The organism is Candidatus Binataceae bacterium (assembly GCA_035508495.1).
GTDB lineage: Bacteria > Desulfobacterota > Binatia > Binatales > Binataceae > JASHPB01.
The window spans coordinates 16,433-37,845 of the sequence record DATJMX010000057.1 but is presented as its reverse complement, the minus strand read 5'-3'; the positions used below and the strand labels follow the sequence as shown (position 1 = coordinate 37,845).

The 21,413-nt window shown below is 61.2% G+C and carries 23 protein-coding genes; 18 read left to right on the top strand and 5 right to left on the bottom strand.

The genetic code is table 11. The annotated features are described in order from the left end of the window. Window positions 1–28 precede the first annotated feature (28 nt). The 6 genes from VMA09_18125 to VMA09_18100 are packed head-to-tail and all read left to right on the top strand — an operon-like array spanning window position 29 to window position 3,760. On the top strand, window positions 29–1,171 hold the full coding sequence (locus VMA09_18125) for an amine dehydrogenase large subunit (protein ID HUA35533.1): 1,143 nt from the start codon (window positions 29–31) through the stop codon (window positions 1,169–1,171). Then, window positions 1,171–1,713, top strand: a complete 543-nt coding sequence (locus tag VMA09_18120; GenBank protein ID HUA35532.1) for a MauE/DoxX family redox-associated membrane protein — start codon at window positions 1,171–1,173, stop codon at window positions 1,711–1,713. Before VMA09_18125 ends, VMA09_18120 begins: the two co-directional genes overlap by 1 nt. Beyond that, window positions 1,706–2,338: a methylamine dehydrogenase accessory protein MauD gene (gene mauD / locus VMA09_18115; protein HUA35531.1), complete on the top strand. Its 633-nt coding sequence runs from the start codon at window positions 1,706–1,708 to the stop codon at window positions 2,336–2,338. Before VMA09_18120 ends, mauD begins: the two co-directional genes overlap by 8 nt. Beyond that, a complete protein-coding gene (locus VMA09_18110; protein ID HUA35530.1) occupies window positions 2,331–2,837 on the top strand; it encodes a methylamine dehydrogenase light chain in 507 nt (168 codons plus the stop codon). Before mauD ends, VMA09_18110 begins: the two co-directional genes overlap by 8 nt. A gap of 3 nt (window positions 2,838–2,840) precedes the next feature. Further along, window positions 2,841–3,335 carry a cytochrome c gene (locus VMA09_18105; GenBank protein ID HUA35529.1) on the top strand — a complete coding sequence of 165 codons (495 nt, stop codon included), beginning with the start codon at window positions 2,841–2,843 and terminating at the stop codon, window positions 3,333–3,335. After that, window positions 3,332–3,760, top strand: coding sequence for a cytochrome c (locus VMA09_18100; protein ID HUA35528.1), 429 nt, complete (start codon window positions 3,332–3,334; stop codon window positions 3,758–3,760). Before VMA09_18105 ends, VMA09_18100 begins: the two co-directional genes overlap by 4 nt. 78 nt (window positions 3,761–3,838) lie before the next feature. Here the strand turns inward: VMA09_18100 and VMA09_18095 are convergent, their stop codons facing one another. Together VMA09_18095 and VMA09_18090 are read right to left on the bottom strand one after the other, a co-directional pair. Next, complete coding sequence (locus VMA09_18095) at window positions 3,839–5,089, bottom strand: HAMP domain-containing sensor histidine kinase (protein HUA35527.1); 1,251 nt, start codon at window positions 5,087–5,089, stop codon at window positions 3,839–3,841. Then, entirely contained in the window at window positions 5,086–5,859 is a 774-nt protein-coding gene (locus VMA09_18090; GenBank protein HUA35526.1) for a cobalamin-dependent protein, read from the bottom strand. The genes VMA09_18095 and VMA09_18090 overlap by 4 nt, the downstream gene beginning before the upstream one ends. A gap of 254 nt (window positions 5,860–6,113) precedes the next feature. On the opposite strand from VMA09_18090, the gene VMA09_18085 reads away from it, so the two are divergent. From VMA09_18085 to VMA09_18045, 9 genes are all read left to right on the top strand, one after another. After that, window positions 6,114–6,464, top strand: coding sequence for a hypothetical protein (locus VMA09_18085; GenBank protein ID HUA35525.1), 351 nt, complete (start codon window positions 6,114–6,116; stop codon window positions 6,462–6,464). Window positions 6,465–6,650: 186 nt separating this feature from the next. Further along, window positions 6,651–8,348, top strand: a complete 1,698-nt coding sequence (locus VMA09_18080) for a tetratricopeptide repeat protein (protein HUA35524.1) — start codon at window positions 6,651–6,653, stop codon at window positions 8,346–8,348. A gap of 91 nt (window positions 8,349–8,439) precedes the next feature. After that, complete coding sequence (locus tag VMA09_18075) at window positions 8,440–8,919, top strand: hypothetical protein (protein HUA35523.1); 480 nt, start codon at window positions 8,440–8,442, stop codon at window positions 8,917–8,919. Window positions 8,920–8,946: 27 nt separating this feature from the next. Continuing rightward, window positions 8,947–9,840 (top strand): alpha/beta hydrolase, encoded by an 894-nt coding sequence (locus VMA09_18070; protein HUA35522.1) that lies wholly within the window; start codon window positions 8,947–8,949, stop codon window positions 9,838–9,840. 136 nt (window positions 9,841–9,976) lie between these two features. Continuing rightward, a complete protein-coding gene (locus tag VMA09_18065) occupies window positions 9,977–11,704 on the top strand; it encodes an amidohydrolase family protein (GenBank protein HUA35521.1) in 1,728 nt (575 codons plus the stop codon). 145 nt (window positions 11,705–11,849) lie between these two features. Next, complete coding sequence (locus VMA09_18060) at window positions 11,850–12,251, top strand: hypothetical protein (protein ID HUA35520.1); 402 nt, start codon at window positions 11,850–11,852, stop codon at window positions 12,249–12,251. A 27-nt stretch (window positions 12,252–12,278) separates the two neighbouring features. Further along, complete coding sequence (locus VMA09_18055) at window positions 12,279–13,364, top strand: nitronate monooxygenase family protein (GenBank protein ID HUA35519.1); 1,086 nt, start codon at window positions 12,279–12,281, stop codon at window positions 13,362–13,364. 199 nt (window positions 13,365–13,563) lie between these two features. Continuing rightward, window positions 13,564–14,796, top strand: coding sequence for a right-handed parallel beta-helix repeat-containing protein (locus VMA09_18050; protein ID HUA35518.1), 1,233 nt, complete (start codon window positions 13,564–13,566; stop codon window positions 14,794–14,796). Between the two features lie 94 nt (window positions 14,797–14,890). Next, window positions 14,891–15,970, top strand: coding sequence for a ResA-like WAxxUGC motif-containing protein (locus VMA09_18045; protein HUA35517.1), 1,080 nt, complete (start codon window positions 14,891–14,893; stop codon window positions 15,968–15,970). Here VMA09_18045 and VMA09_18040 read toward each other — a convergent pair whose 3' ends face one another. After that, the gene (locus tag VMA09_18040) at window positions 15,971–16,387 is read right to left on the bottom strand and encodes a hypothetical protein (protein ID HUA35516.1); all 417 of its coding nucleotides are present in this window, start codon (window positions 16,385–16,387) and stop codon (window positions 15,971–15,973) included. 123 nt (window positions 16,388–16,510) lie between these two features. Then, complete coding sequence (locus VMA09_18035) at window positions 16,511–16,837, bottom strand: hypothetical protein (GenBank protein ID HUA35515.1); 327 nt, start codon at window positions 16,835–16,837, stop codon at window positions 16,511–16,513. A gap of 33 nt (window positions 16,838–16,870) precedes the next feature. On the opposite strand from VMA09_18035, the gene VMA09_18030 reads away from it, so the two are divergent. The 3 genes from VMA09_18030 to VMA09_18020 are packed head-to-tail and all read left to right on the top strand — an operon-like array spanning window position 16,871 to window position 20,479. Continuing rightward, window positions 16,871–18,790: a hypothetical protein gene (locus VMA09_18030; protein ID HUA35514.1), complete on the top strand. Its 1,920-nt coding sequence runs from the start codon at window positions 16,871–16,873 to the stop codon at window positions 18,788–18,790. 28 nt (window positions 18,791–18,818) lie between these two features. After that, entirely contained in the window at window positions 18,819–19,571 is a 753-nt protein-coding gene (locus VMA09_18025; protein HUA35513.1) for a glucose 1-dehydrogenase, read from the top strand. A 14-nt stretch (window positions 19,572–19,585) separates the two neighbouring features. Beyond that, window positions 19,586–20,479 carry an NAD(P)-dependent oxidoreductase gene (locus VMA09_18020; protein HUA35512.1) on the top strand — a complete coding sequence of 298 codons (894 nt, stop codon included), beginning with the start codon at window positions 19,586–19,588 and terminating at the stop codon, window positions 20,477–20,479. 15 nt (window positions 20,480–20,494) lie between these two features. Here the strand turns inward: VMA09_18020 and VMA09_18015 are convergent, their stop codons facing one another. Next, window positions 20,495–21,385, bottom strand: a complete 891-nt coding sequence (locus tag VMA09_18015) for an alpha/beta hydrolase (protein ID HUA35511.1) — start codon at window positions 21,383–21,385, stop codon at window positions 20,495–20,497. Window positions 21,386–21,413 lie beyond the last annotated feature (28 nt).

The window sequence follows — 21,413 nt, the reverse complement described above, 5'->3', positions numbered from 1 at the left end:
TTCACTCAATGCCGCGGAGCGGCGGCCCATGATCAAGCGCATCCTGGTCTTCTATCTTTCGATGCTCGTCCTGACCCTCGCGGTGTCGGCGCGAGCGCAACTCCCCCCCGATCAGATGACCTCGCTGACCCTGCCCGAGATTGGCCCGGGATGGGTATTCGTTCTTGACGCGGGCTTTCCGACCACCAGCATCGCGCACTTCGACATAATCGACGGGCAGCATTTGAAGATCCTCGGCCAGTTGAGCGGCGGCTACCTGTCGAACTTTCTCGTTGCCCCCGACCATCACGAGTTCTACGCCATCGATACCTTCTACTCGCGCGGCTGGCGCGGCACCCGTACCGACGTCGTGTCGATATTCGATGCGAAGACGCTCAACTGGCAGGCCGAAGTCGAGCTGCCGCCCAAGCGCCTCCTGATCGTTCCCAAGCGCGACTCGGCGGCGATCACGCCCGACGGCCGCTTCGTGCTGGTTCAGAATATGACCCCCGCGACTTCGGTCAGCGTCGTCGATACGCAGTCGCGCAAGTTTGTCGGCGAGATTGAAACGCCCGGATGCGTTCAGGCGATCGTCTCGGGCAATCGTCAGTTCAATTCGATGTGCGCCGACGGCTCGCTGCTCACCGTTCAGCTCGACGACAGCGGCAAGGAAAAAGCCAAAGTTCCGGGCAAGCCGTTCTTCGATGCGAGCCACGATCCTGTTTTCGATCAGCCTGCCGTCGCCGGCACCAAGGCCTACTTCGACACGTATCATGGCAGCGTGCATGTCGTTGAGCTCGCCGGCAACGAGGCCGTGCCTGAGCCCGCGTGGCCGCTCCTGACTAACGCAGACAAAGCGCAGAAGTGGCGGCCAGGCGGATGGCAAACGGTCGCCGTTGAGCCGAAAAGCGGGATGCTCTTTGTGCTGATGCATCAGGGCGGCGAGTGGACGCACAAGCAGACCGGCACCGAAGTGTGGGTGTTCGACATCGCGAAGAAATCGCGGGTGAAACGGATCAAGCTCAAGACCAAGGGCTATTCGATTTTCGCGGCCAACGCGGACAAGCCAATGCTCTACGTGCTCGACCTGATCCCGCCGGCCGGCCAGCTCGAGGCTTACACAGTTAACGACGGCAAACTTGCCGGCACGCTGACGGAACTCGGTGCGCCGTTCCTGGTCTCGGGGCCGTGATGATCGATCCGGTTATCATATGGATCGCCACGCTCGCGCTGGCCGCGATCTTTACCGCGTCAGCGATCATCAAGTTCGCCGACCTCGATGAATTTCGCGGTGCGCTTGAGAATTATCGGATTGCGCCCGAAGCGACTGCGCCTCTGCTGATGATTGCGATACCGGCCACGGAGCTCGCGGCTGCGGTGGCGATCGTGATTCCCGATACTCGCTCGTGTGGCGCCGCGATTGTGTTCGCCCTGATCGCGGTATTCACCGCGGCGATCGCAATCAACCTTTGGCGCGGCCGCGTGTATATCGATTGCGGATGTTTCGGGCCCGCGCTGCATCAGAAGATCGGTTGGCGGCTCGTCGTGCGCAACGGCGTGCTGGCGATACTCGCGATGGTGGCCGCGATGCCGCAATTTGGCCGTGCGCTCGAAACGCTCGACCTCGTGACGATCGCTCTGGGAGCCGCCACGAGCGTTCTCGTCTATGCCGCCGCAAATGTTCTGCTCGCGAACGCGCCGCGCCTCGCCGCGCCGGAGATGAGCGATGCATGAGGCGCTGGTCATCTCTCAGATCGTGCTGTGGATCGCAATCGTCGCGCTGTCGGCCGTGGTCTTCGCGCTGGTGCGGCAAATCGGAGTGCTGCACGAGCGAATCGCGCCGATGGGCGCGCTCACGATCGACAAGGGACCCAAAATCGGCGAGCATTCGCCGGTCTTCGAGCTTGCTACGCTCGACGCTCGCCCGCTCACGATCGGCGCGCCCAATACTCGCGAGCGCTCTACCCTCCTGATGTTCGTGTCGCCGACGTGCCCCGTGTGCAAGAAGCTTTTGCCGGCGGCGAAATCGATGGCGGCCAAGGAATCGCGCTGGCTCGACCTCGTTTTCACCAGCGACGGCGATCCCGCTGAGCAGGCCGACTTCGCGCGCAAGGAACGCCTCGACGGATTCCCGCTCGTGCTCTCCTCGGAGCTCGGCATGACCTATCGCGTCAGCAAGTTGCCGTACGCGGTTTTGATCGACGAGGAAGGCGTCGTACGCGGCAAAGGCCTTGTCAACACGCGCGAGCATCTGGAGAGCATCGTGCAGGCCAAGCAGATGGGTGTGGCTTCGCTTCAGGAGTATCTTACCAGGCGGCACGAGCAGTCCGGGCACGCCGAGAGAGAGCATCATGGATAACCTGGTCGAAAGGATGACCCGTGCGGTTGCGCAGCGCTCGTCGCGCCGCAGTTTTATCGCTCGCGTCGGCAAGCTGCTCGTGGGCGCTGCGTTTATACCGCTGCTGCCAATCGATCGCGTGGTGAACAGCGCCGCTGCCGCCGAGAAAACTCCCAAGGGCATCAACGACGACACCAGCTGCGATTATTGGAAGTATTGTGCCGTCGATGGCTATCTCTGCAGCTGCTGCGGCGGCACTTCGCACGATTGCCCTCCCGGAGCGACACCGTCGCCGACCTCGTGGGTGGGGACCTGCACGCATCCGACGGACAGCAAGCAATACATCGTGAGCTACCGCGATTGCTGCGGCCAATCGGCGTGCGGACGATGCCTCTGCGGCAGGACCGAGGGCGAGATGCCGCTCTACCGCACGCAGCTCGACAGCGATCTGATCTGGTGCTTCGGCTCGCCGACCATGATGTACCACTGCTCGACGGCCGAAATCGTGGGAGCGAAATAGCGCTTGAGGATTGCGATCGGGGCCGCGGCGCTCATGCTCGCGGCCGCTTCATGTTCGAACAAGCCGGCCCAGGCTCCGCCGGCGACGGGACAAGTCTTCACTGAGCGCTGTGTGATTTGCCATCAGTCGAACGCGCAGGGAATCGCGGGCATGTATCCGCCGCTGGCCGATTCGATTGGCAACTACGTGCGCGAGCCCGGCGGCCGCCAGTATCTCGTGCACGTTTTACTCAACGGCTTGAGCGGCCCGCTCGACGTGAAAGGCACGACGTACAACGGGCTGATGCCGCAATTCGCAAGTCTGAGCGATGACGATGTCGCCGAGGCGCTCAACGAAGTGCTCGAGCGTTACAACTCGAGCGAGCTACCCGCCGATTTCCAGCCGATCACGCCAGATGAAGTTAAAGCTGGCCGCGCGCTCGAAGAGACGCCATCGCAGCTGAAGAACGAGCGCGCGCAAATTTTCGATGAGCTCAAGGCTGCGGGAGACGCAAAGTGAAACGTATCGCTGCGATGCTCGCGCTGGTGATGTTCGCGCCCGCGATCGCGAATGCCGACCCGCCGGCGCAGCTCTACATGCTGAACTGCTGGGGATGCCATCGGCCGCAGGGCGAAGGAATTCCCGGTACGGCGCCGCCACTGCGCGGTGTGGCCGATTTCTTGAAGGTGCCCGGCGGGCGTCAGTATCTGATCGAAGTACCAGGCGTGTCGCAATCAGCACTGAGCGACGAGCAGGTCGCCGACGTGATGAACTGGATCCTGCGCTCATTCAGCAAGGATCGCCTCCCCGCCGACTTCAAGCCCTATACCGCCGAAGAAGTGAAACAGTACCGCACAGTCAAAATGCTGAGCATCATCGACAAGCGCCAAAAGCTCGTCGACGAAATGGTCGCGATGAAAGTGCGCCCGGCCGAGAAGCCGTGAACGCTATTCCGCATTTTCGGGTTCGCTTCGATCACCCACGCTCTGCCCGAAGAGAATGAGATACCCATGGAAGGCGCGCTAGTGCGCGGCGGGCGTGGTTGGATGCTCGAGGCGAGGGTGATGTTGGCTTAGCGGCAGGACGATCGTGAAGGTTGAGCCGACGCCGGGCTCGCTATCGACTTCGAAGCGGCCGCCGTGGGCGGCGACGACCTTGCGACAGATCGCGAGGCCGATGCCGATGGGCTTCGGCGGTTGCGCGCCGACGCGCTGAATCTGGGGCGACGTGAGTATCCGCGAGAGGCGCGCGCGGGTCATCCCCGGACCCTGATCGACAATCCTGAGCGTAGCGTTGGCGCCCGACTGCTCGAGGCTCACGCTCACGCTCGCGCCGCTCGGCGAAAACTTGATCGCATTGGCGACGAGATGATTCAGCACCTGTGCGATACGTCCGGGATCGACGCGCGCGGGATGCAAATCGCCGGGCAGCGTCGCGCTCAGGTGCACATTTCGTTGGCGCGCGAAGAGTTCGTTGGTCGCGAGCGTGCCTGAGACGACCTCGCTCAAACATACGGCGCGTTTTTTCAGCTCGAGGCGGCCACTTTCGATCGCCGAAGGATCGAGGAGGCTGTCGATCAGATCGATCGCGAACTCGCTCGACGCCTTGATGCGGCTGAGCGACTCGCACGCCTCGGGACGCATCGCCCCGTCGCCGTCTTCCAACATCAGGCTCGCGTAGCCGTTGACCGCGGCAAGCGGGCTGCGTAGGTCATGCGCGACGGCAGCGTAGAGACGATTGCGTTGATCGGCGGCGCGACTCAGCTCGGCGCTGCGCACGCTCAGCTCGCGCTGCATCGTGTCGAGTTCGCCGTAGAGTTTGGCGTTGTTATCAAAAGGCTGGGGCCGCGGTAACGGTTCGGATCGCAATGCCGCGAGAAACTGGTTGAGCGCCGACTCGGGACATTCCGAGCTGCCGTCGCATTCGAGCAGTTCCTCGCAGGTGCGGATCAGGCCTGAGCGCGAATGCGATGCGACCAGCAGCAGATGATTAAATCGCACCGCGCATCCCACGAACGAGAGCGACACGCGCCGCGCGAAGATTGGCATTTCGAGCTGCCATTCTTCGATCGGCTCGCCGAGGCGCAGGGCTTCGATGAATGCGCGGGCTTTGGCCGCGCTGCCGACGCCGATAATGTCCTGGAGCAGTCTGCCCTCGATGAGGATTTCCTCCAGTCCGATCGTGTCGCGCAGCACGCGCTTGATTTGGCCCGCGCCGTCACAGATGAGGACAGCGCTCGCGGCCTGCGCTTCCTGGACGAGACTCAGCTTCATCGCTCGGGGCTCATCAGCCAGTTAGCAAGGAGCACTGCGTCGGTCGCGTCGCGCGCATAGCCATCGGCGCCGATCTTGCGCCAGAGATGAGGGTCTTCGTTGAACATCCGCCCGCCGACCATGATGCGAAGGCCTTGGAGCGCCCCGCACTTACGAATCTCGGTGACCACGTCGACGACGCGAAGCAATCCACCGAGCATCGTCGCCGAGAGCGCGAGCACGTTGGGCTTGCGGCGTTCGAGCGTGATGATCAGGTCGTGAGTCGGCACGCAAGCGCCGGCACAATACGCGTCCCAGCCATCGAGATCGATCAGGTCCGACAGCATGAGGATACCGATGTCATGCTGATCGCCATCGACGCATGCGGCGACGATCGAACGGCCGCGGCGCGCCTGACGCGGCACCTCAGCCTGAAGACGCGCCATCAGCCGCTGTGTGATCGTGGCCGCATAGCGCTGGTCGGCGGCAGTGGCGAGATTCGCTTCGCATCGCCGTCCGATCTCGGCGAGAGCGGGCTGCAGGATACGCACGTAGACCTCGGCGAGGGGAATTCCCGAGGCGACCGCGCCCTCGATTATTTCCATCGCCCGGCGATGGTCCGACTGCATCAGCAAGTCAACATAACAATTGAGAACCATGTCGCAGGGCGCGGGCGAATCGGCGACGACGCGGCCCGGAGTATGCCAGGCAACACGCGAATCGCGGCGCGGAATCGGGCGCCCAACTTCGACAAAGGGTGTTTCGTTTTGTAGTGCGGCTTCTTCCGGCATGGCGAATTATCCTTGAAAGGAAATTCAGCAAGAAACATTCCCCGGAAAACCGCGCCCAGCGCCTTGAGATATCCTTTGTTATCGCTCTTTTGGTGCGGGGAACGACGCATCGCGGGTCTTTCGATGTGTCATGAAAGAACACGGCGGAAAACAAGGATTTTTTCTTTCGTGGCAGATGTAAACGAACCGCGCGGGCTTCGCGTCTAAGTTTCAAGAACGCAGAACATAACCCAACAAATCGGGGTGAGGATCATATGAAGAATCTAAAGACAAAGTTGGCAATCGCGGGAGTCATCGCAACGATGGCGCTCGGTAGCGGCACCAGCTTCGCCGGTCAGTGGGGCTACAATCATCCGCGGCGCGTCGAGGTCAACTCGCGCCTTGCCAACCAGAACCGCCGCATCACCGCGGGCGTCCGCGACGGCCAGCTCACCCACCAGGAAGCGCATCAGTTGCGCAGCGAAGATCGCAGCGTGCTCCACCAGGAGCGCCAGTACGCACACTTCGACGATGGTCACATCTCGCGTCCCGAGCAAGGTGTGCTGAACCAGGACGAGAACGGCATTAGCCATCAGATCTATACCGACCGTCACGACGGCGAATAGGTTTGACCGCGAGCGCATCGACGGGCGGCTCCGATTTCGGGGCCGCCTTTCTTTTTGTAAGCTCGAGCCGGCGTCGCTATCTGCGAGTCAAGCTGATACCACGTCGAGCTAGCGTCTCAGCGCCGCTTCGGCTAAATCATCTTCGTGGATGCGAGGACCAAGGGGGCGGCGGCTGCCAGCATCGGGTTGGCCGTAGGTTCTGGCTCGGCCGGCCCGGCGCGCGGCGCGGGCATTTCGCTCGCTGCCACGATCGCGGGTCTCATCGTTGCGCTTGCGTTCCCCTTCGTTCCGCATGTGAAGCTGCTGCCGTTGCCGCACGGACTATCGGCGTCGGAATTACTCGGTATCCAGGGAATCGCGGCGGGCCTGACCGGCCTTGCGCTCCTGCTTGTGATCATCACGAGGTGGGAGCGCTTGCCGCTGAGCTCGGTCGGAATCCGGCCGCTTCGAACAACTGATTTCCTGATCGGGATCGGGGCTTTCTTCGCGATCCTGGTTCTGAACTTCGTGGTCGGGCTTCTTTATCACGTTGTGTTCGTGGGCGGCCCTTTTCCACATTTGATGGGAATCGCGGAAGTCGCACCCAGGCAAACAGCGCTTCTCCTGGGGATGCCGCCGACCATGATGCTGCTGACCGCGACGGTGGCGGGCTGCGTCGAGGAGCTGGCGGACCGCGGCTTCTTCATCGAAAGGATCGAGATGCTCACCGGCAGCACGGCGCTTGCCGCTGTGGCTGCCTGGCTGCTGCCGTCGGCGCTGCATATCGCGTTCTGGGGCCGGAACTACTTACTCGTAATCGCGCCGATGGAAGCCGCGCTGGTTGCGCTTTACCTGTGGCGCAGACGATTGCTGCCTTGCGTAATCGCGCATGTGCTGGTGGACGGATTCGTCGCTCTGGTGCTGATCTTCGTCCCGCTGATTCCCGGTGCGCCGAGCGCGGACGACCTCCAGGGAATTGCCTTTTACCTGCTCGGCCGTCAGCCGCAGGCGATCGCGCGTTTCGACGCAAGCCTCGCACTCAACCCGAGGGACACGACTGCGCTCATCTGGCGCTCCAACTCGTACTGGAACCTTCACGAAACCAAACGATCAATCGACGATCTGGATCGCGTTCTTCAGATCGATCCGCGTATGGCCGCAGTTTATGACCTGCGCGCACTTCGACAATTTGTGTTGAGTGACTACGATGCGGCGCTCGCCGACATCAACAAGGCGATCGCGATAAAGCCGCTCGCGCAGGAGTACGAATTCAAAGGCGCGATCGACGCCGCAAGAAACGACAGCTCCGCGGCTATCGAGGACTTGACGCGGGCGCTGAGCTATTCGCCGTCCGACGCGGGCGCTCTCACTGCAAGAGGCAGGCTCTATGGGCTGCGCGGGCAGAATGATCGTGCGATTGACGATCTTACCGCGGCGATTCAGATTGCGCCGTCAGCACAGGCTTATCTGGGCCGGGGTCAGGCTCTGATGGCGATCGGCGAGTGGCAGCCGTCCTACGAAGATCTCAAGAAATCGGTCGCGATGAACGGCAAGGATCCCGAAGCGCTAAATGCTCTCGCGTGGATAATGAGCACGGCGCCGCTGGGCAGCGTCCGCAACGGCGAGCAGGCTGTTCTGCTCGCGACCAGGGCCTGCGATCTCACTTCGTGGAAGAACCCCAAATATCTTTTGACCCTGGCCAGCGCATACGCGGAGGCGGGCGATTTTCACAGCGCCGTAGATCGGGCGCGGCAAGGAATCGATGCCTACGACGCCAACGATCCCTGGGACATGTTGACGGCGATCGACGAGCGGGGTCTCTACAAGAGCGGCCACCCTTATCGGATGAAGCCGCCGAACGCTCAGCCGACTTCCGCTCAACTGCCGCAATCGCAGCGCAACTGAATATTGCATCGGGCATTCGGTTTGTCGTTGCGGCGGCCAATTGATATTGCGTGAATTGTAGCAGTCAATTTTGGCGCCTTCGAGGTGACTCATGATCTTCACCGTCGTTGCCGATGTTCAAAACGATACGGAGCTGGCTGGTATCGCGGCGGTCGCGCTTTTTGGCGCGGGGCTGACGCAAGCGATCGACGGCTCTCCGTTTGGAATCAACCCGGTAAACAAAGGCTCGCTCGACATCTCGTGCACGACCGAGAATGGACCGCGGGTTCGAGCCGCGTTCATCCGCGCCGGATTCACCACCACGCAGGTCGTCGACGCTCCCGTCACTCCGCCGAAGACAAATCTGCTGACCATCACTACGGGCCCCGAGAAAACGCAGTACCTGCAGATGGCCGATCCCGCATGCGACGCGCTCTGCGGCGCGGGACTCACCGTGCAATATGCCGACGGCAGGTCATACAGCGGCGATCTCAATCATGATGCGACGCTACAAGTGCAATGCGACAGCTCGGATTCAGCCGCCGTCAGAAACGCGTTCACGGCGGTGTGGAACTTCCTCGCCAATAGTTAATGACCGGAATTTCCGAAGAGGTGCGCAATGCTGACTGAGCGTGAACAGGACATCATCAAGCGCTGGCACGAGTTCTACCTGAATCCGACGCCGTACCCGATTGCCGAGCAGCGCACGCGCCTGGTCGATTATTTCAAGGAGTTCAACGCCGACCCGCCCGCCATCGGTGCGCTTCATGAGCGCGTTTCTCTCAAAGCCGGGCTCACCGCCAATATCGCCGTGCCCAAGGGCGCAGGGCCGTTTCCGGTGATGGTCTATCTGCACGGCGGAGCGTGGACGCTCGGCAGCGCTTCGACGACGCATCGCAAGCTCATCCTGCAATTCGCCGAGGCTGGTTATGTAACGATCGCACCCGACTATCGCCTCGCGCCCGAAAATCCATTTCCGGCGGGCTTCGATGACTGCGTGTTTGCAGCGGAATGGGCGGCTGAGAATGCGCGCCAGTACGGCGGCGATTCTTCGCGGATGGCGATGGGGGGCGATTCTGCGGGCGGCAACCTCACGGCCGCGGTGCTGCCGTCGATCGCATCGCGAGCGCACGGTCCGAAGTTCAACGCCGCGGCGCTCATCTACGGCGCATTCGATTTCGCCGGTCTCGTGAAGATGGCTCCGCAAGCGGCCGAGCCGCTCGCCAAGGCATATATTGCCGGCAAGTATCCGGCGTTGCTGAGCGACCCGCGCGTGAGCCCGATCAATGCGATCAAGCCGGGTGCGATGCCGCCGAGCTTCATTATCGCAGGCACCGCGGATGGGATCGTCGGCGAATCGCGCACGATCTCAGAAGCGATGCATCGCGCCGGAATCGAGAATGAGCTGCGCATCTTCGACGACATGCCGCACGGCTTCATGCAGATGAACGAGCTGTCCGGCTGCCGCGAGGGGCATCGGCTGATGTTCGATTTCCTGCGCCGTCACGTGTGAATTAAGCGCCGGTGTCGTTTACCGGTGGTCAGAAACGAATGGGTCGATTTCGCTTGGAATTTTTCCATCGTTGCATAAGAATGCCTGTAGCTCTGAATTAGCCGACAGTCCTTACCCTGGCGAGGAGGGAACACCAATGGCCGAGTATGACATTCAAATCAAAGGCGGCACCGTCGTCGATGGAACACGCGTGCCACGTTATCAAAGCGACGTCTGGATCAAAGACGGCAGAATCGCGCAAATCGGCGGCCGCGCTCCTGGCTTCGCCAAGAAAGTTATCGACGCCAACGGCCTCGTCGTAGCGCCGGGCTTCGTCGATCTGCATACGCATTACGACGCGCAGATCAGGTGGGATCCCTGGTGCACGATTTCCGGATGGCACGGCGTGACCTCCGTCGTGCTCGGCAACTGCGGCTTCGGCTTCGCTCCGGTGAAGCCCGACTTCCGCGATCGCTCGATGCTCACGATGACGCGCACCGAGGCGATTCCCTACGACTCGATGAAGGAAGGGATGACGTGGGATTGGGAAACGATCCCGCAGTATCTCGATTCGCTCGATCGCTCGCCCAAGGGCGTCAACTGTATCCAGTACATGCCGACTGCGTCGCTGATGACTTACGTGATGGGCCTCGACGCCGCCAAAACGCGCGAGGCGACGGAGGCCGAGCGCGCCGAGATGCGCCGCCTGCTCAGCGAAGGCATGGACGCGGGCCTCTGCGGATTTTCGATCCAGCGCCTGGGCAAGCATTCCGCGCAGGCCGACTTCGACGGCTCGCCGATGGTCACCGACACGATGTGCGACGAGGACATCCTGAATCTCGCGCGCGTCCTGCATGAACGCGACGAGGGCTTTATCGAGATCACGCAGGCTACGGGACATATCAAAGACGACCTCGCATTCGTCGAGACGCTCGCCGCCACGGCGAACCGTCCGATCCTGTTCCAGGCGATCACGGCGAGCACCCGCAACGCCGATATCCATCGCAAGAGCCTCAACTGGCTGCATAAGGCGCGCGCCAAGGGTCTGCCGATCTTCGGCCAGGCTGGCACGGTGCGCAGTGGCTTCGCGTTCACGCTCGAGCATTGGAACCTCTACGACATGGCGCCGGCGTGGCGTGACATGACGACGGGGACCAAGGAAGAGAAGATCGCGAAGATGCAGGATCCGGTGATCCGCGAGGCGGTGAAGAGCGAGCGCTCGATGGCGGCGCTCGACAAGAACGCGCCCGGCATCGGCGGGCGCCTCGTGAAGCTGATCGTGCAATGGGTCGAGAACAAGCCTGAGCTCGAGAAGTACGTCGGCAAGTCGCTCGGCCAGATTGGCCAGGAAGAGGGACGGCATCCGGTCGACGTGATGGTCGATCTCGCGCTCGCGACCGATCTCAAGGCCGAGTTTCTGCAGGCCGAGCCGCAATTCAACGGCGAGTTCAACGCCGAGATCATCAACAGCTCGATGTACACCTTCCCCGGCGTATCCGACGGCGGTGCGCATACGAAGTTCTTCACCGGCGGCGCGTTCACCACGGACTTCCTGCGCTGGATGGTTCGCGATGAAGGGCGCGTCACGCTCGAAGAGGCGCACTATCGGTTGTCTGCCCTCCCTGCTCATGCGGCGGGCTTCCGCGATCGCGGTGTGCTGCGCGAAGGCGCGGCGGCCGACGTCGTCGTGTACGATCTGAAGAACCTCGGCATCGAGCCCGACTGGATCGGCGAAGTGGTCCATGATTTGCCGGGCGGCGAATGGCGCCGCGTGCAGCGTGCCAAGGGCTACCGCTCGATCATCGTCAACGGCGAAGAGACTTTCGCCGAGGACAAGTGCACTGGCGCGACCCCCGGCAAGCTGCTGCGCCACGGCCACGCCTGATTGCGGTTCTCACCTTGATCAACGCGGGAGCGGCTGAACGTCGCTCCCGCTTTCTTTTGCAAACGTCGTCTTTCGCGGCGCGCCGCAAACTGGCAGATTGCACTATCCGACGATGCCTGGAGGATCCGTGAGAATCGCAACTACCATGGCGCTTGCAGCGATATTGCTCGCGACGCCGAGCCTGGTTCTGTGTCAGACGAATGCTTCACCTGCTGCGAGCGCGACCTCGGCGCCAGCGGACTGGGATTCGCACATCCCTATACCGCCGGGCGCAGTGTTGATTTCCTCGACCAAGCCCAAGGTCGGCGTCGTCCACTCGGCGACGTTCGAGGTCGCAGGCGATTACCAGGAGCTGGTCGATTTCTACGAAAAGGCGATCCCCAAGGCAGGTTTCCAGCCGGGGCCTAAGGTGGTGCTGCCCGCGCGCAAGGTTTACAACCGCAGCTTCATTCACAAGTCCGCGCTCGACAGCGTCGTGATCTCGCCGAGCACCGATCATCCCGGAAAATTCACCATTAATATCACCTACACTCCTGTGGCAAAGTAGAAGCATCTTGCCGCAGGAGTTTCGGTCATGGCTGGATGGCCTGATCGCCGCGTTCTCGAGCTGTTCGATATCGAGATTCCTATCATCCTCGCGCCGATGGCTGGCCCGGGAACCCCCGAGCTCGCGATTGCCGTTAGCGAGGCGGGCGGTCTGGGCTCGCTGCCTTGCGCGCAGCTCAGCGTCGATGGCGTTCGTTCCGCATTGCAGACGATTCGGCGTGCGACCTCGCGTCCTATCAACGTCAATTTCTTCTGCCACACTCCGCCTACGCCCGATCCTGTGCGCGCGATGGCTTGGCGCGCGCGGCTCGCGCCCTACTACGTCGAGCTCGGCCTCGATCCCGAGGCGCCTGTGCCGGGACCAACACGCAAGCCGTTCGACGGTGAGCTTTGCAAGATCGTCGAAGAGGTAAGGCCCGAGGTCGTGAGCTTTCACTTCGGCCTGCCGGAGCGAAGCCTCCTCGATCGCGTGAAGGCCACGGGTGTACGTGTGATCGCGTCGGCAACCACGGTCACAGAGGCGCGATGGCTCGAGGAGCGCGGATGCGACGCGATTATCGCGATGGGCCTCGAGGCGGGCGGCCATCGCGGCAATTTCCTCACCGACGACATCACGCGGCAGGTCGGAACCTTCGCGTTGGTGCCGCAGATCGCTGACGCCGTGAAGGTCCCGGTCATCGCGGCAGGCGCAGTTGCTGATGCGCGCGGGATCGTGGCCGCATTCGCACTCGGCGCATCGGCGGTGCAGATCGGGACCACGTACCTTTTTTGTCCGGAAGCCAAGATGCCTCCGCTTCATCGCGAGGCGCTTATCACCGCGGCTGACGACGATACACAGGTGACCAACGTCTTCACCGGGCGCCCCGCACGGGGAATCATCAACCGCGTGATGCGCGAAGTCGGTCCGATGTCGCATGACACGCCGGCATTCCCGCTCGCCAGCAGCGCGCTCGCACCACTCAGGGCAAAATCCGAACCGGCAGGCTCAGCAGATTTCGTGAATCTATGGTCCGGCCAGGCTGCCTGCCTCGCACGGCACGACGTTCCCGCCCGCGAGCTGACGCTCGACCTGGCTAAGGGAGCCCTCGCAAAATTATCTTTACTCTCAGGCTAGAGCTTAAAAACCCGGCAATTCGCCGCTATTCCGGACCGATTGACGCCGAAGATCACGTGCGATCGTCTTCCGTTCGCTGAAGTCCTACTTTCGTACGTTAACGTTGTACAAAATTGTACCGTGGGATCTTACGCCTCCTCTTCAAAAGTGCCGTCAAGCGCAGCAGCTTGCGGCTAACAATCGGAGAAGGAGGAGACTCATGAACTCACAAACCATGGCAGGAACTAACAGCACCCTGCCACGTGCCAAAGGATTGATGCTTTCGCTGCTCCTGATGATGGCCTCGGCCTTCAGTTGTGTCACAGCGTCGGCGGCCACCTTGACCGTCGGCCTCTGCCAGCCGGGTGGTTATTCCACGATTCAGTCCGCGGTGAACGCTGCCGCGGCGGGCGACACCGTCAATGTTTGCCCTGGCGTCTATCCGGAATCCGTACTCATCACCAAGAACCTGACGCTCGCGGGAATAAACGCAAAGGACCAACTGGGTGTCCCAACGATCACGTACGGGGGAAAAGGCGACAAGCCGGTATGCCAGCCCGAGGCTGAGGCTCAAGGTGCGTGTCCTCAGGTCTTTGTGGTTGGCGCGACGGCAAAAATCATCGGTCTGCACATCGACGACTCCGCGTTTCCTAAATCCACCTGCGATGCGACGCCTGTGGCAATTTTTTTCCTCAACGCAGCCGGCACCGTTTCTTCCGATACTCTCGTGAACCAGAACACGATTTGCGATGAACTGCAGAATGGTCTTGGTGTTCTGGCAGCTTATACGATCGATACCGGGAGTTACTCGCTCGATATCGCGAACAATACGATCAACAACTTCGGCTTCGGCGCTATTTATCTGGATGGTTACGATCTTTCCGGGGACGGCCTCGAAGCTGTAAAGCTGACCGGATCGATTTCGGGCAATATGATCACTCCGGTCCAGAGTTCGACTGACGTCATTAGTCTCTTCGTTACCAGTGCGGAGATAGTCAGCAGCAACAAGATCACTGGAGTCGGCACCCAGGACGATAGCCTTGCAATATACATTAATCACAGTGACAAACCGTCGCTTATTGGCAACACCATCAGCAATATTGGTGCGGGAGTCGATCTCGAGGATGTCGGTCCGGGTACTCTAGCCACGAACTCATTGTCGAACATCGGAGAATCGGGCGTTATTTTAGTTTGCAGCCACAATAACGCGCTGATTGCCAACACCATCGCCGATACGCCGAATGTCGGAGCCGTCGGAGTCTTTTTCGTCGATTGTAACTCGTTGCCACCGGTAGGCTCTGACGACAACCTGCTTATCGGCAACAAGTTCAACGGGTTTTGCAGCGGAATACTCACTGGCAGTTCCCTGAATGTCGGGAACATATATGCCGGTAACTCGTTCGCGAACATCACGCCGGGAACTGACATCATGGCGGGCGACAACTGCCCCTGAAGCGGGTTGGGGCCGCCGCGCAACGCGGCGGCCCTTCACCTCGCCGGTTGACGCTCGCCTGCGCAGTAATAAATAGTGGCGCAGGAGAATCGCAATGATTCTGAAATCGCTTGAAGTAGATCGCAAAGCCTTTGAAGCCCGTACCGAGTGGGCGATCAAGCCCGAGGGTGCCTGCAAGGGTGATGTATGCGTTCCGTTGCCTCCCGGCGCGTCGTCAGCCAGCAAGCTCAATGCAAAAATGCTCTCCGAGCGGCTCGGGATGCCGCTAGTCCAGGATGCCGACGCGAAAATCTGGTCGCTCGGCCCCGAGTCGCTCGGCGGCCGCGCGCTAACTACCGCGCGCGCACCCGAGCTCAAGCTGCCCGACTACAAGGGCAAGGAATTCGCGCTGAGCTCGCTGCGCGGACAGAAGACACTGATAGTCACATGGTCCTCCTGGTGAGGATGCCGACTTGACCTGCCCGTGTGGCAGGCCCTGCGCAACGAGCTGCATCCGAAGGGTCTTGAGATCGTAACCGTCGCGCTTGATGTCGATCCCGATGCGGCGCGGCAATGGATCGAACCGGTAAATCCGAATCATCCGACTCTGATCGACAGCGCTCATCGCGTCGATGAGTTGTTCGGCGTCATCAATGTTCCCAACAGCGTCTGGATCGATGAAGACGGAATGATCGTGCGCCCGGTCGAGGCGGCGTGGCCCGAGCGTGCCGAACAGCCCGACTGGCAGAAGATGGCCGACAGCCCCGACATCCCGCCCGAGATGCGCGAGACGCTCCAGCTCGCCAAGGGCATCAAGGTCCAGGCGAAGGAATATACCGACGCGCTGCGCGATTGGGTGGCGAAGGGCAAAGATAGCAACTTCGCGCTTTCGCCCGAGGAAGTTGTCGCGCGCAGCGGACCGCGCGGTGAGGCTGAAGCCACGGCAGCCGCGTACTTCGAGCTGGGCGAGTATCTATACGAGAACGGCCATCGCGATCTGGCGCCGCGTCACTGGCGCGAGGCGCATCGCCTGCAGCCTGACAACTGGACCTACAAGCGGCAGGCCTGGTCGCTCGCCGACCCGTTCCAGGGTCCGACCCAGCTCTACGATTCGTGCTGGGTCAACGACGTGAAAAAAATCGGTGCGGAGAATTACTATCCGCCGCTCGATCTCACTCCGGCCCGCGGCAAATAGTCAGTTGTGCGGCGACGCGTTGGTGTCGCCGCATAAGTATTTGCGGTAAATCGGCAGCGACGGATCCTTCGACGTATTGACGGTGCTGCGCTTGTCGTTTTTCCAATCGCCCTGCTCGACGCACATATACTTGATATTGCGCGAGCAGTCGTAAGCGTCCTTCATGAACCCGCTCTTGCCGATGTCGTCAGGCTTCATCACGTCGGCGCTCTCATTGAAATAGACCAGGCCGTCGCTCTCGCGATGCACCGAAGCGGCGTCGAGGTAGGCGCGGCCCGAGCCGCCTTTCTCGTTCAACGTTTTGAATCCGGGTTCTTCGATCCAGCCGTCGGAATTCGACTGCGCGAGAGCGATGCACGCGGTCGCGATAACGAGCGCGGCGACGACTACCGAGGCGCCGAAATGTCGAGGTCCCATCGGTCTTGATCTTTCGCCGCGTGATCGCGCAAACGCAAGCCGGTTTGGGAAGAGCGTCTGCTCCCAAGTTCCATCGCCAAGTCAATTTGACGCAGGGCCTCCTCTTATGCGAATCCCTATCAGTTACGCACTGGAGGAGTTGGCATGCCCTGCTGCGCGTTCGCGGCTTTCATCCTCGGGCAGGTTCTGATCGGATTCGACGCTGTGAAGCGGTTCGTGTTCGGCCGCACCACGCCCGCGGTGGTAAATCCCGCCACCGAATGGCGCCTCGGCGCGCCAGCCGCCCCCGCATCCAGGTCCCGACACGCGTTTAGATGGTTCGCGATAGCGGCTCCAATCGAGATAGCGCTCGTGCTCGGCGCCGGTTACGGGCTGCATGCGCATCGCAGTCACGATCATGAAGCGAGTGCGCTCGGCGCCCTCGTCTGTCGCAGTCCGCGCATCGCACAAATCAGATAACAAGAATCCGCAGGAGAAGAAGCGATGGCAGTTGCACCTCGCGAAATGGTTCAGCCCTTCATCCGTCGCGAATCGAGCGAAGGCCCGGTCACGACCGCGCGCCAGCGCCGCACCGCGATGATTTACGCCGCGATGCTGGTGGTAGGGTTTCTGCCCTACTTGTTCGGCCTCTCGCCTGCCGCACGCGTGACGGGACTGGGACTCTGGCTACCAGGCGGCGGTTTCGTCGCAGTGGGCGGCTTCGCGATCCTGCTCTTTCCGGTGACGCTCGCGCTTTTTGCGCTGGCGGTCTTCGCCTGGTTCGGTGCGGGGATGGTGATCGCGCCGATCATCGTATGGCTCGGCAGCGCTCTGCTCGCGGGTGCAATGACCGGCGACTCGGTATGGTCACTCGCGCCCCTTTGTCTCGCCGCGGTCATCGGCGGTATCGCGATTTATGAGTATCGGCGCCGCAGCGCGCGCCGAACCGCTGATATCGTGAAGCTGGAAGCCCGTAATCAATATCTCGCCGACGCGATCGTCGAAGTCGAAACGACCGCCGCGCCAATCACCGCTGCAGCCGAACGCGAACTGACCTTCGACGAGCTCTCATCAGTACGCTATGCGCTCGAGCGCGCATTGCAGCCCGTCGGCCAGATCAATGGCTACGACAAGGTCGATCAATTTCAGACGTCCGCACTGCGCTATCAAATCAACTATCTCGGCTACATGCTGGGTATGCTGCAATGCCAGTACACGCCGAGTTTTCATGGCTACCTCTCAGAAGCGCAGCGCAACCTGATCGATCTATACTTGCAGAAGCAGATTTGGGGCTACTGGGTCTACGAAAGCGCGTGGGGACATCTGAATCTCACTAATCCCGATCCGGCCGCCAAGGACAACATCATGCTCACCGGATGGTTCGGCATCCAGCTCGGCATCTACATGTCGAACACGGGAGATCGCCGTTACGCACAACCCGGCAGCCTGCCATTCCGCCTCAACAAGCATCGCGTTTTTCACCACGACATTCACAGCATCGAACAGTCAGTGGTGAAGAACTTCATGGATTCCGAGTTCTGCCTCTATCCCTGCGAGCCGAACTGGGTATATCCAATCTGCAATCACTTCGGCATGACATCACTGGCTATTTACGATCGTCTGTTCGGCACTTCGTACACGCAGGCGACGCTCGATCGATGGCTCCACAGTCTCGATACTGAATTCACCGACGACAGCGGCAGCGTAATCGGTTTGCGCTCGGGTCTTACCGGAATCAAGTTTCCGTTTCCCGCGGGCGAGGCAGGTTTTGCGATTTTTGAGAATTGCTTCGCACCGGATCGTGCCAAAAAGATGTGGGCGATCGCGCATACCGAGCTGAAGTACATCACCAAGCCCGGTCCTGATGGCGCCCCGCGCCTGATGCTCGATGGACGCGGCTTCGATTTCGGCAATTATAAACCGGGTTTCGGCGGCGCCTATGCCGCGATCATGGATTCGGCGCGCGAGTTCGGCGACTACGAATTGGCGGAGTCAGCGCGCCGCGCACTCGATCAGGATTGCGGCCTGACGGCCGAGGGCGGCATCAAGCGCTATTCGAAGATGTCGAATCTCTCAAATATCAACGCCGCGCGCGGCGCGATCCATCGCCGCGACGATTTCCGAAATACTATTATGCAAGGGCCGCCCGAGGCTGCGCTCAAAGGTCCGATCCTGACCGGCGCAAAATATCCGGACGTGTTAGTCGCGCGCGCATTCAGTAACGGCGACGATCTCGATCTCGTTCTTTATCCCGGTATGAGCGATAGTTCGCAAAATATCCGAATCGAACGCCTGCGAGCCGGCGCCAACTACGTGATGCGTAATGGCACCGAGCATCAGTTCCAAGCCGATGATTCGGGCGCCGCTTTGCTCACGGTCGATCTGAAGGGCCGTACGCCGATCAGGATCATTCCGGCCAACTGAGATCGCGCGCAACAAGGAGACCAGCGCCATGGACCGTCTCAAGGGAAAGATCGCACTCATTACCGGAGGTGCCCGCGGACAAGGCGCGGCCGAGGCCAGAATTTTCGTTCGCGAAGGAGCGAAGGTTGCGATTGCTGACGTTCTCGATCGCGAAGCGCGCGAGCTTGCCGATTCGATCAATCACAGTGCCGCTGCGTCCGTTGCGCTAGCAACTCATCTCGACGTGAGTCGCGCCGCTGACTGGCGCTCCGCCATCCAGCTCTGCGAAAAACAGTTTGGCGGTCTCGATATCCTGATCAATAACGCCGGAATACTAAGTTTCAACCGGATTGAAGATACGACCGAAGAAGAATGGGACGCCATCGTCGCGGTCAATCAAAAGGGCGTCTGGCTCGGCATGAAAGAAGCCGTGCCTGCAATCCGCAAACGCGGCAGCGGCGCGATAGTCAATATATCTTCAATCTATGGAATGATCGGCTCGGGCGGCGCCGCCGCGTACCACGGCACCAAGGGCGCAGTTCGAATACTAAGTAAAGTCGCCGCCGTCCATTACGCACCCGACAATATCCGCGTGAACTCAGTGCATCCCGGCGTAATCAAAACGCCAATGACCGACATAATACCAAGCGATGAGCTCGCAATGATCGCCGCGATGGCCCCGATGAAGCGTGCCGGCACCCCCGAAGAAGTCGCCAACGTAGTCCTGTTCTTGGCCTCCGACGAAGCCTCCTTCGTAACCGGGGCAGAATTCGTAGTCGATGGCGGATACACCGCCGTCTAATCAGGAGAGCTGCGATGCGTATCGGATTCATCGGTCTTGGCAACATGGGCGGGCCGATGGCGCTTAACCTGCTGAAGGCCGGCCACTCGCTCATGGTTTACGATGTTCGCCGCGAGGCTGCTGAGCCGCAGCTCGCGGCGGGAGCGCGATGGGCCGAGTCGCCCGCCGCTGCTGCTGCCGATTGCGATCTCGTCATGACCTCGCTACCCGGACCCAAGGAGATCGAGGAAGTTGCGCTGGGCGAGGGTGGAATCATGAGCGGCCTCGCGCGCGGCGCGATCTACGCCGATCTCTCAACTAACTCGCCCGCGGTGATTCGACGTCTTAACGCCGCATTCAAAGTGAAAGGCATCGAAGTGCTCGATGCGCCCGTGAGCGGCGGCGTTCCTGGCGCGCGCAATGCGACGCTGGCGGTGATGGTCGGCGGCGATCGCGCGGCCTTCGACAAGGTCAAACCTGCGCTCGATGCGATCGGTGATAAAGTTTCTTACATCGGCGCGAGCGGCGCGGGCTCGGTCGCCAAGCTCGTTCACAACATGATCGCGATCTGCTCGACGCAGCTCCTGGCCGAGGCTTTCACGATGGGCGTGAGGGCTGGCGTCGCGCCCGAGGCTCTCCTCAAAGTTGTGCAGGATGGCGCGTATGGGCAGGGGATGCTGCTCGCGGGCACGATGCCGAAGATGGTGTTTCGCGGCAACTTCGATCGCGTGACGTTCGCGCTCAAGCTCGCGCGCAAAGACCTGGGCCTCGCGACCGAAGTCGGACGCGAGCTCAACGTGCCGATGCCGCTGGCGAGTCTCGTCGAGCAGGATTTTCTCGCCGCGCTGGCCAACGGCCTCGGAGAGAAGGACTCCACCGCCGCGGTGACGATCCAGGAGAACCGCGCCGGAGTGAAAATCCGCACTTAGTCGTTGCGTGGCGCGTCAACGACTCGTTCGCGATCCGATAAGCGCGCCGTCTTCGAGACCTCGCGAGTGGCGCTCCGGCCATTTGCCGCGCTCGACCGTGTCGAAGAATTTTTGCACGGCGCGATTGAACGCATCCGGCTCTTCGAGATTCACGGCGTGCCCGGTGCGCGGCACCATCCAGAGTCCGGCGCTGGGAATCGTCCGCTTGAGATAGATATTAGCGTCGAGGCACGGATCGTCCTCGTCTCCGACCACGAGCAGAACCGGAATCGTCAACGTGGCAAGCTGCTCCGACAAATCGTAGAGCGAGGGTCGCAGCGCCTGGTAATTGCGCAGCGTGAGCGCTGAGCCGAGGGGAGAATGCTCGCTCAGATGTCGCACGAACTCGTCCCATCCGCGCGGATCTTTGTTACGAAGCTGGATGCGCGTCGGGCCGAGACCCAAATCCTTCGCTACCCGAGCGGAACCATCTGTCAGAAAGCGTTCCGCAGTCGCGTTGCACTGGCGCTTGAAAGTTTCGCGCTCGGATTTCGGCGCGCCTGAGCCGCATCCCGCGACGATCAGCGCGGTCGCTATCTCGGGATAACGCATCCCGAAGTGCAACGCGGCGAAGGATCCCATGCTGAGTCCGACGACGTGCGCCTTTTCGATCTTGAGATGCCTCAGCACCGCCGCGACGTCGTCGGTCGCGTGATCCTGCCCATACTGCGAGTCAAGTTCGGGAACGTCAGACGGCGGATAGCCGCGCGCGTTGAACGTGATGCAGCGATACTGGCGCGAAAACCACCTGACCTGCGTTTCCCATTCGCGCAGGTCCGAGCCGAACTCGTGCGCAAAAATAATCGGATGGCCGGTCCCTGTTTCCTCGTAGTAAAGCTTCACTCCCGATGATTGTGCGTATGGCATCGGCTGATCTCCCGGCTGACAGAATCTT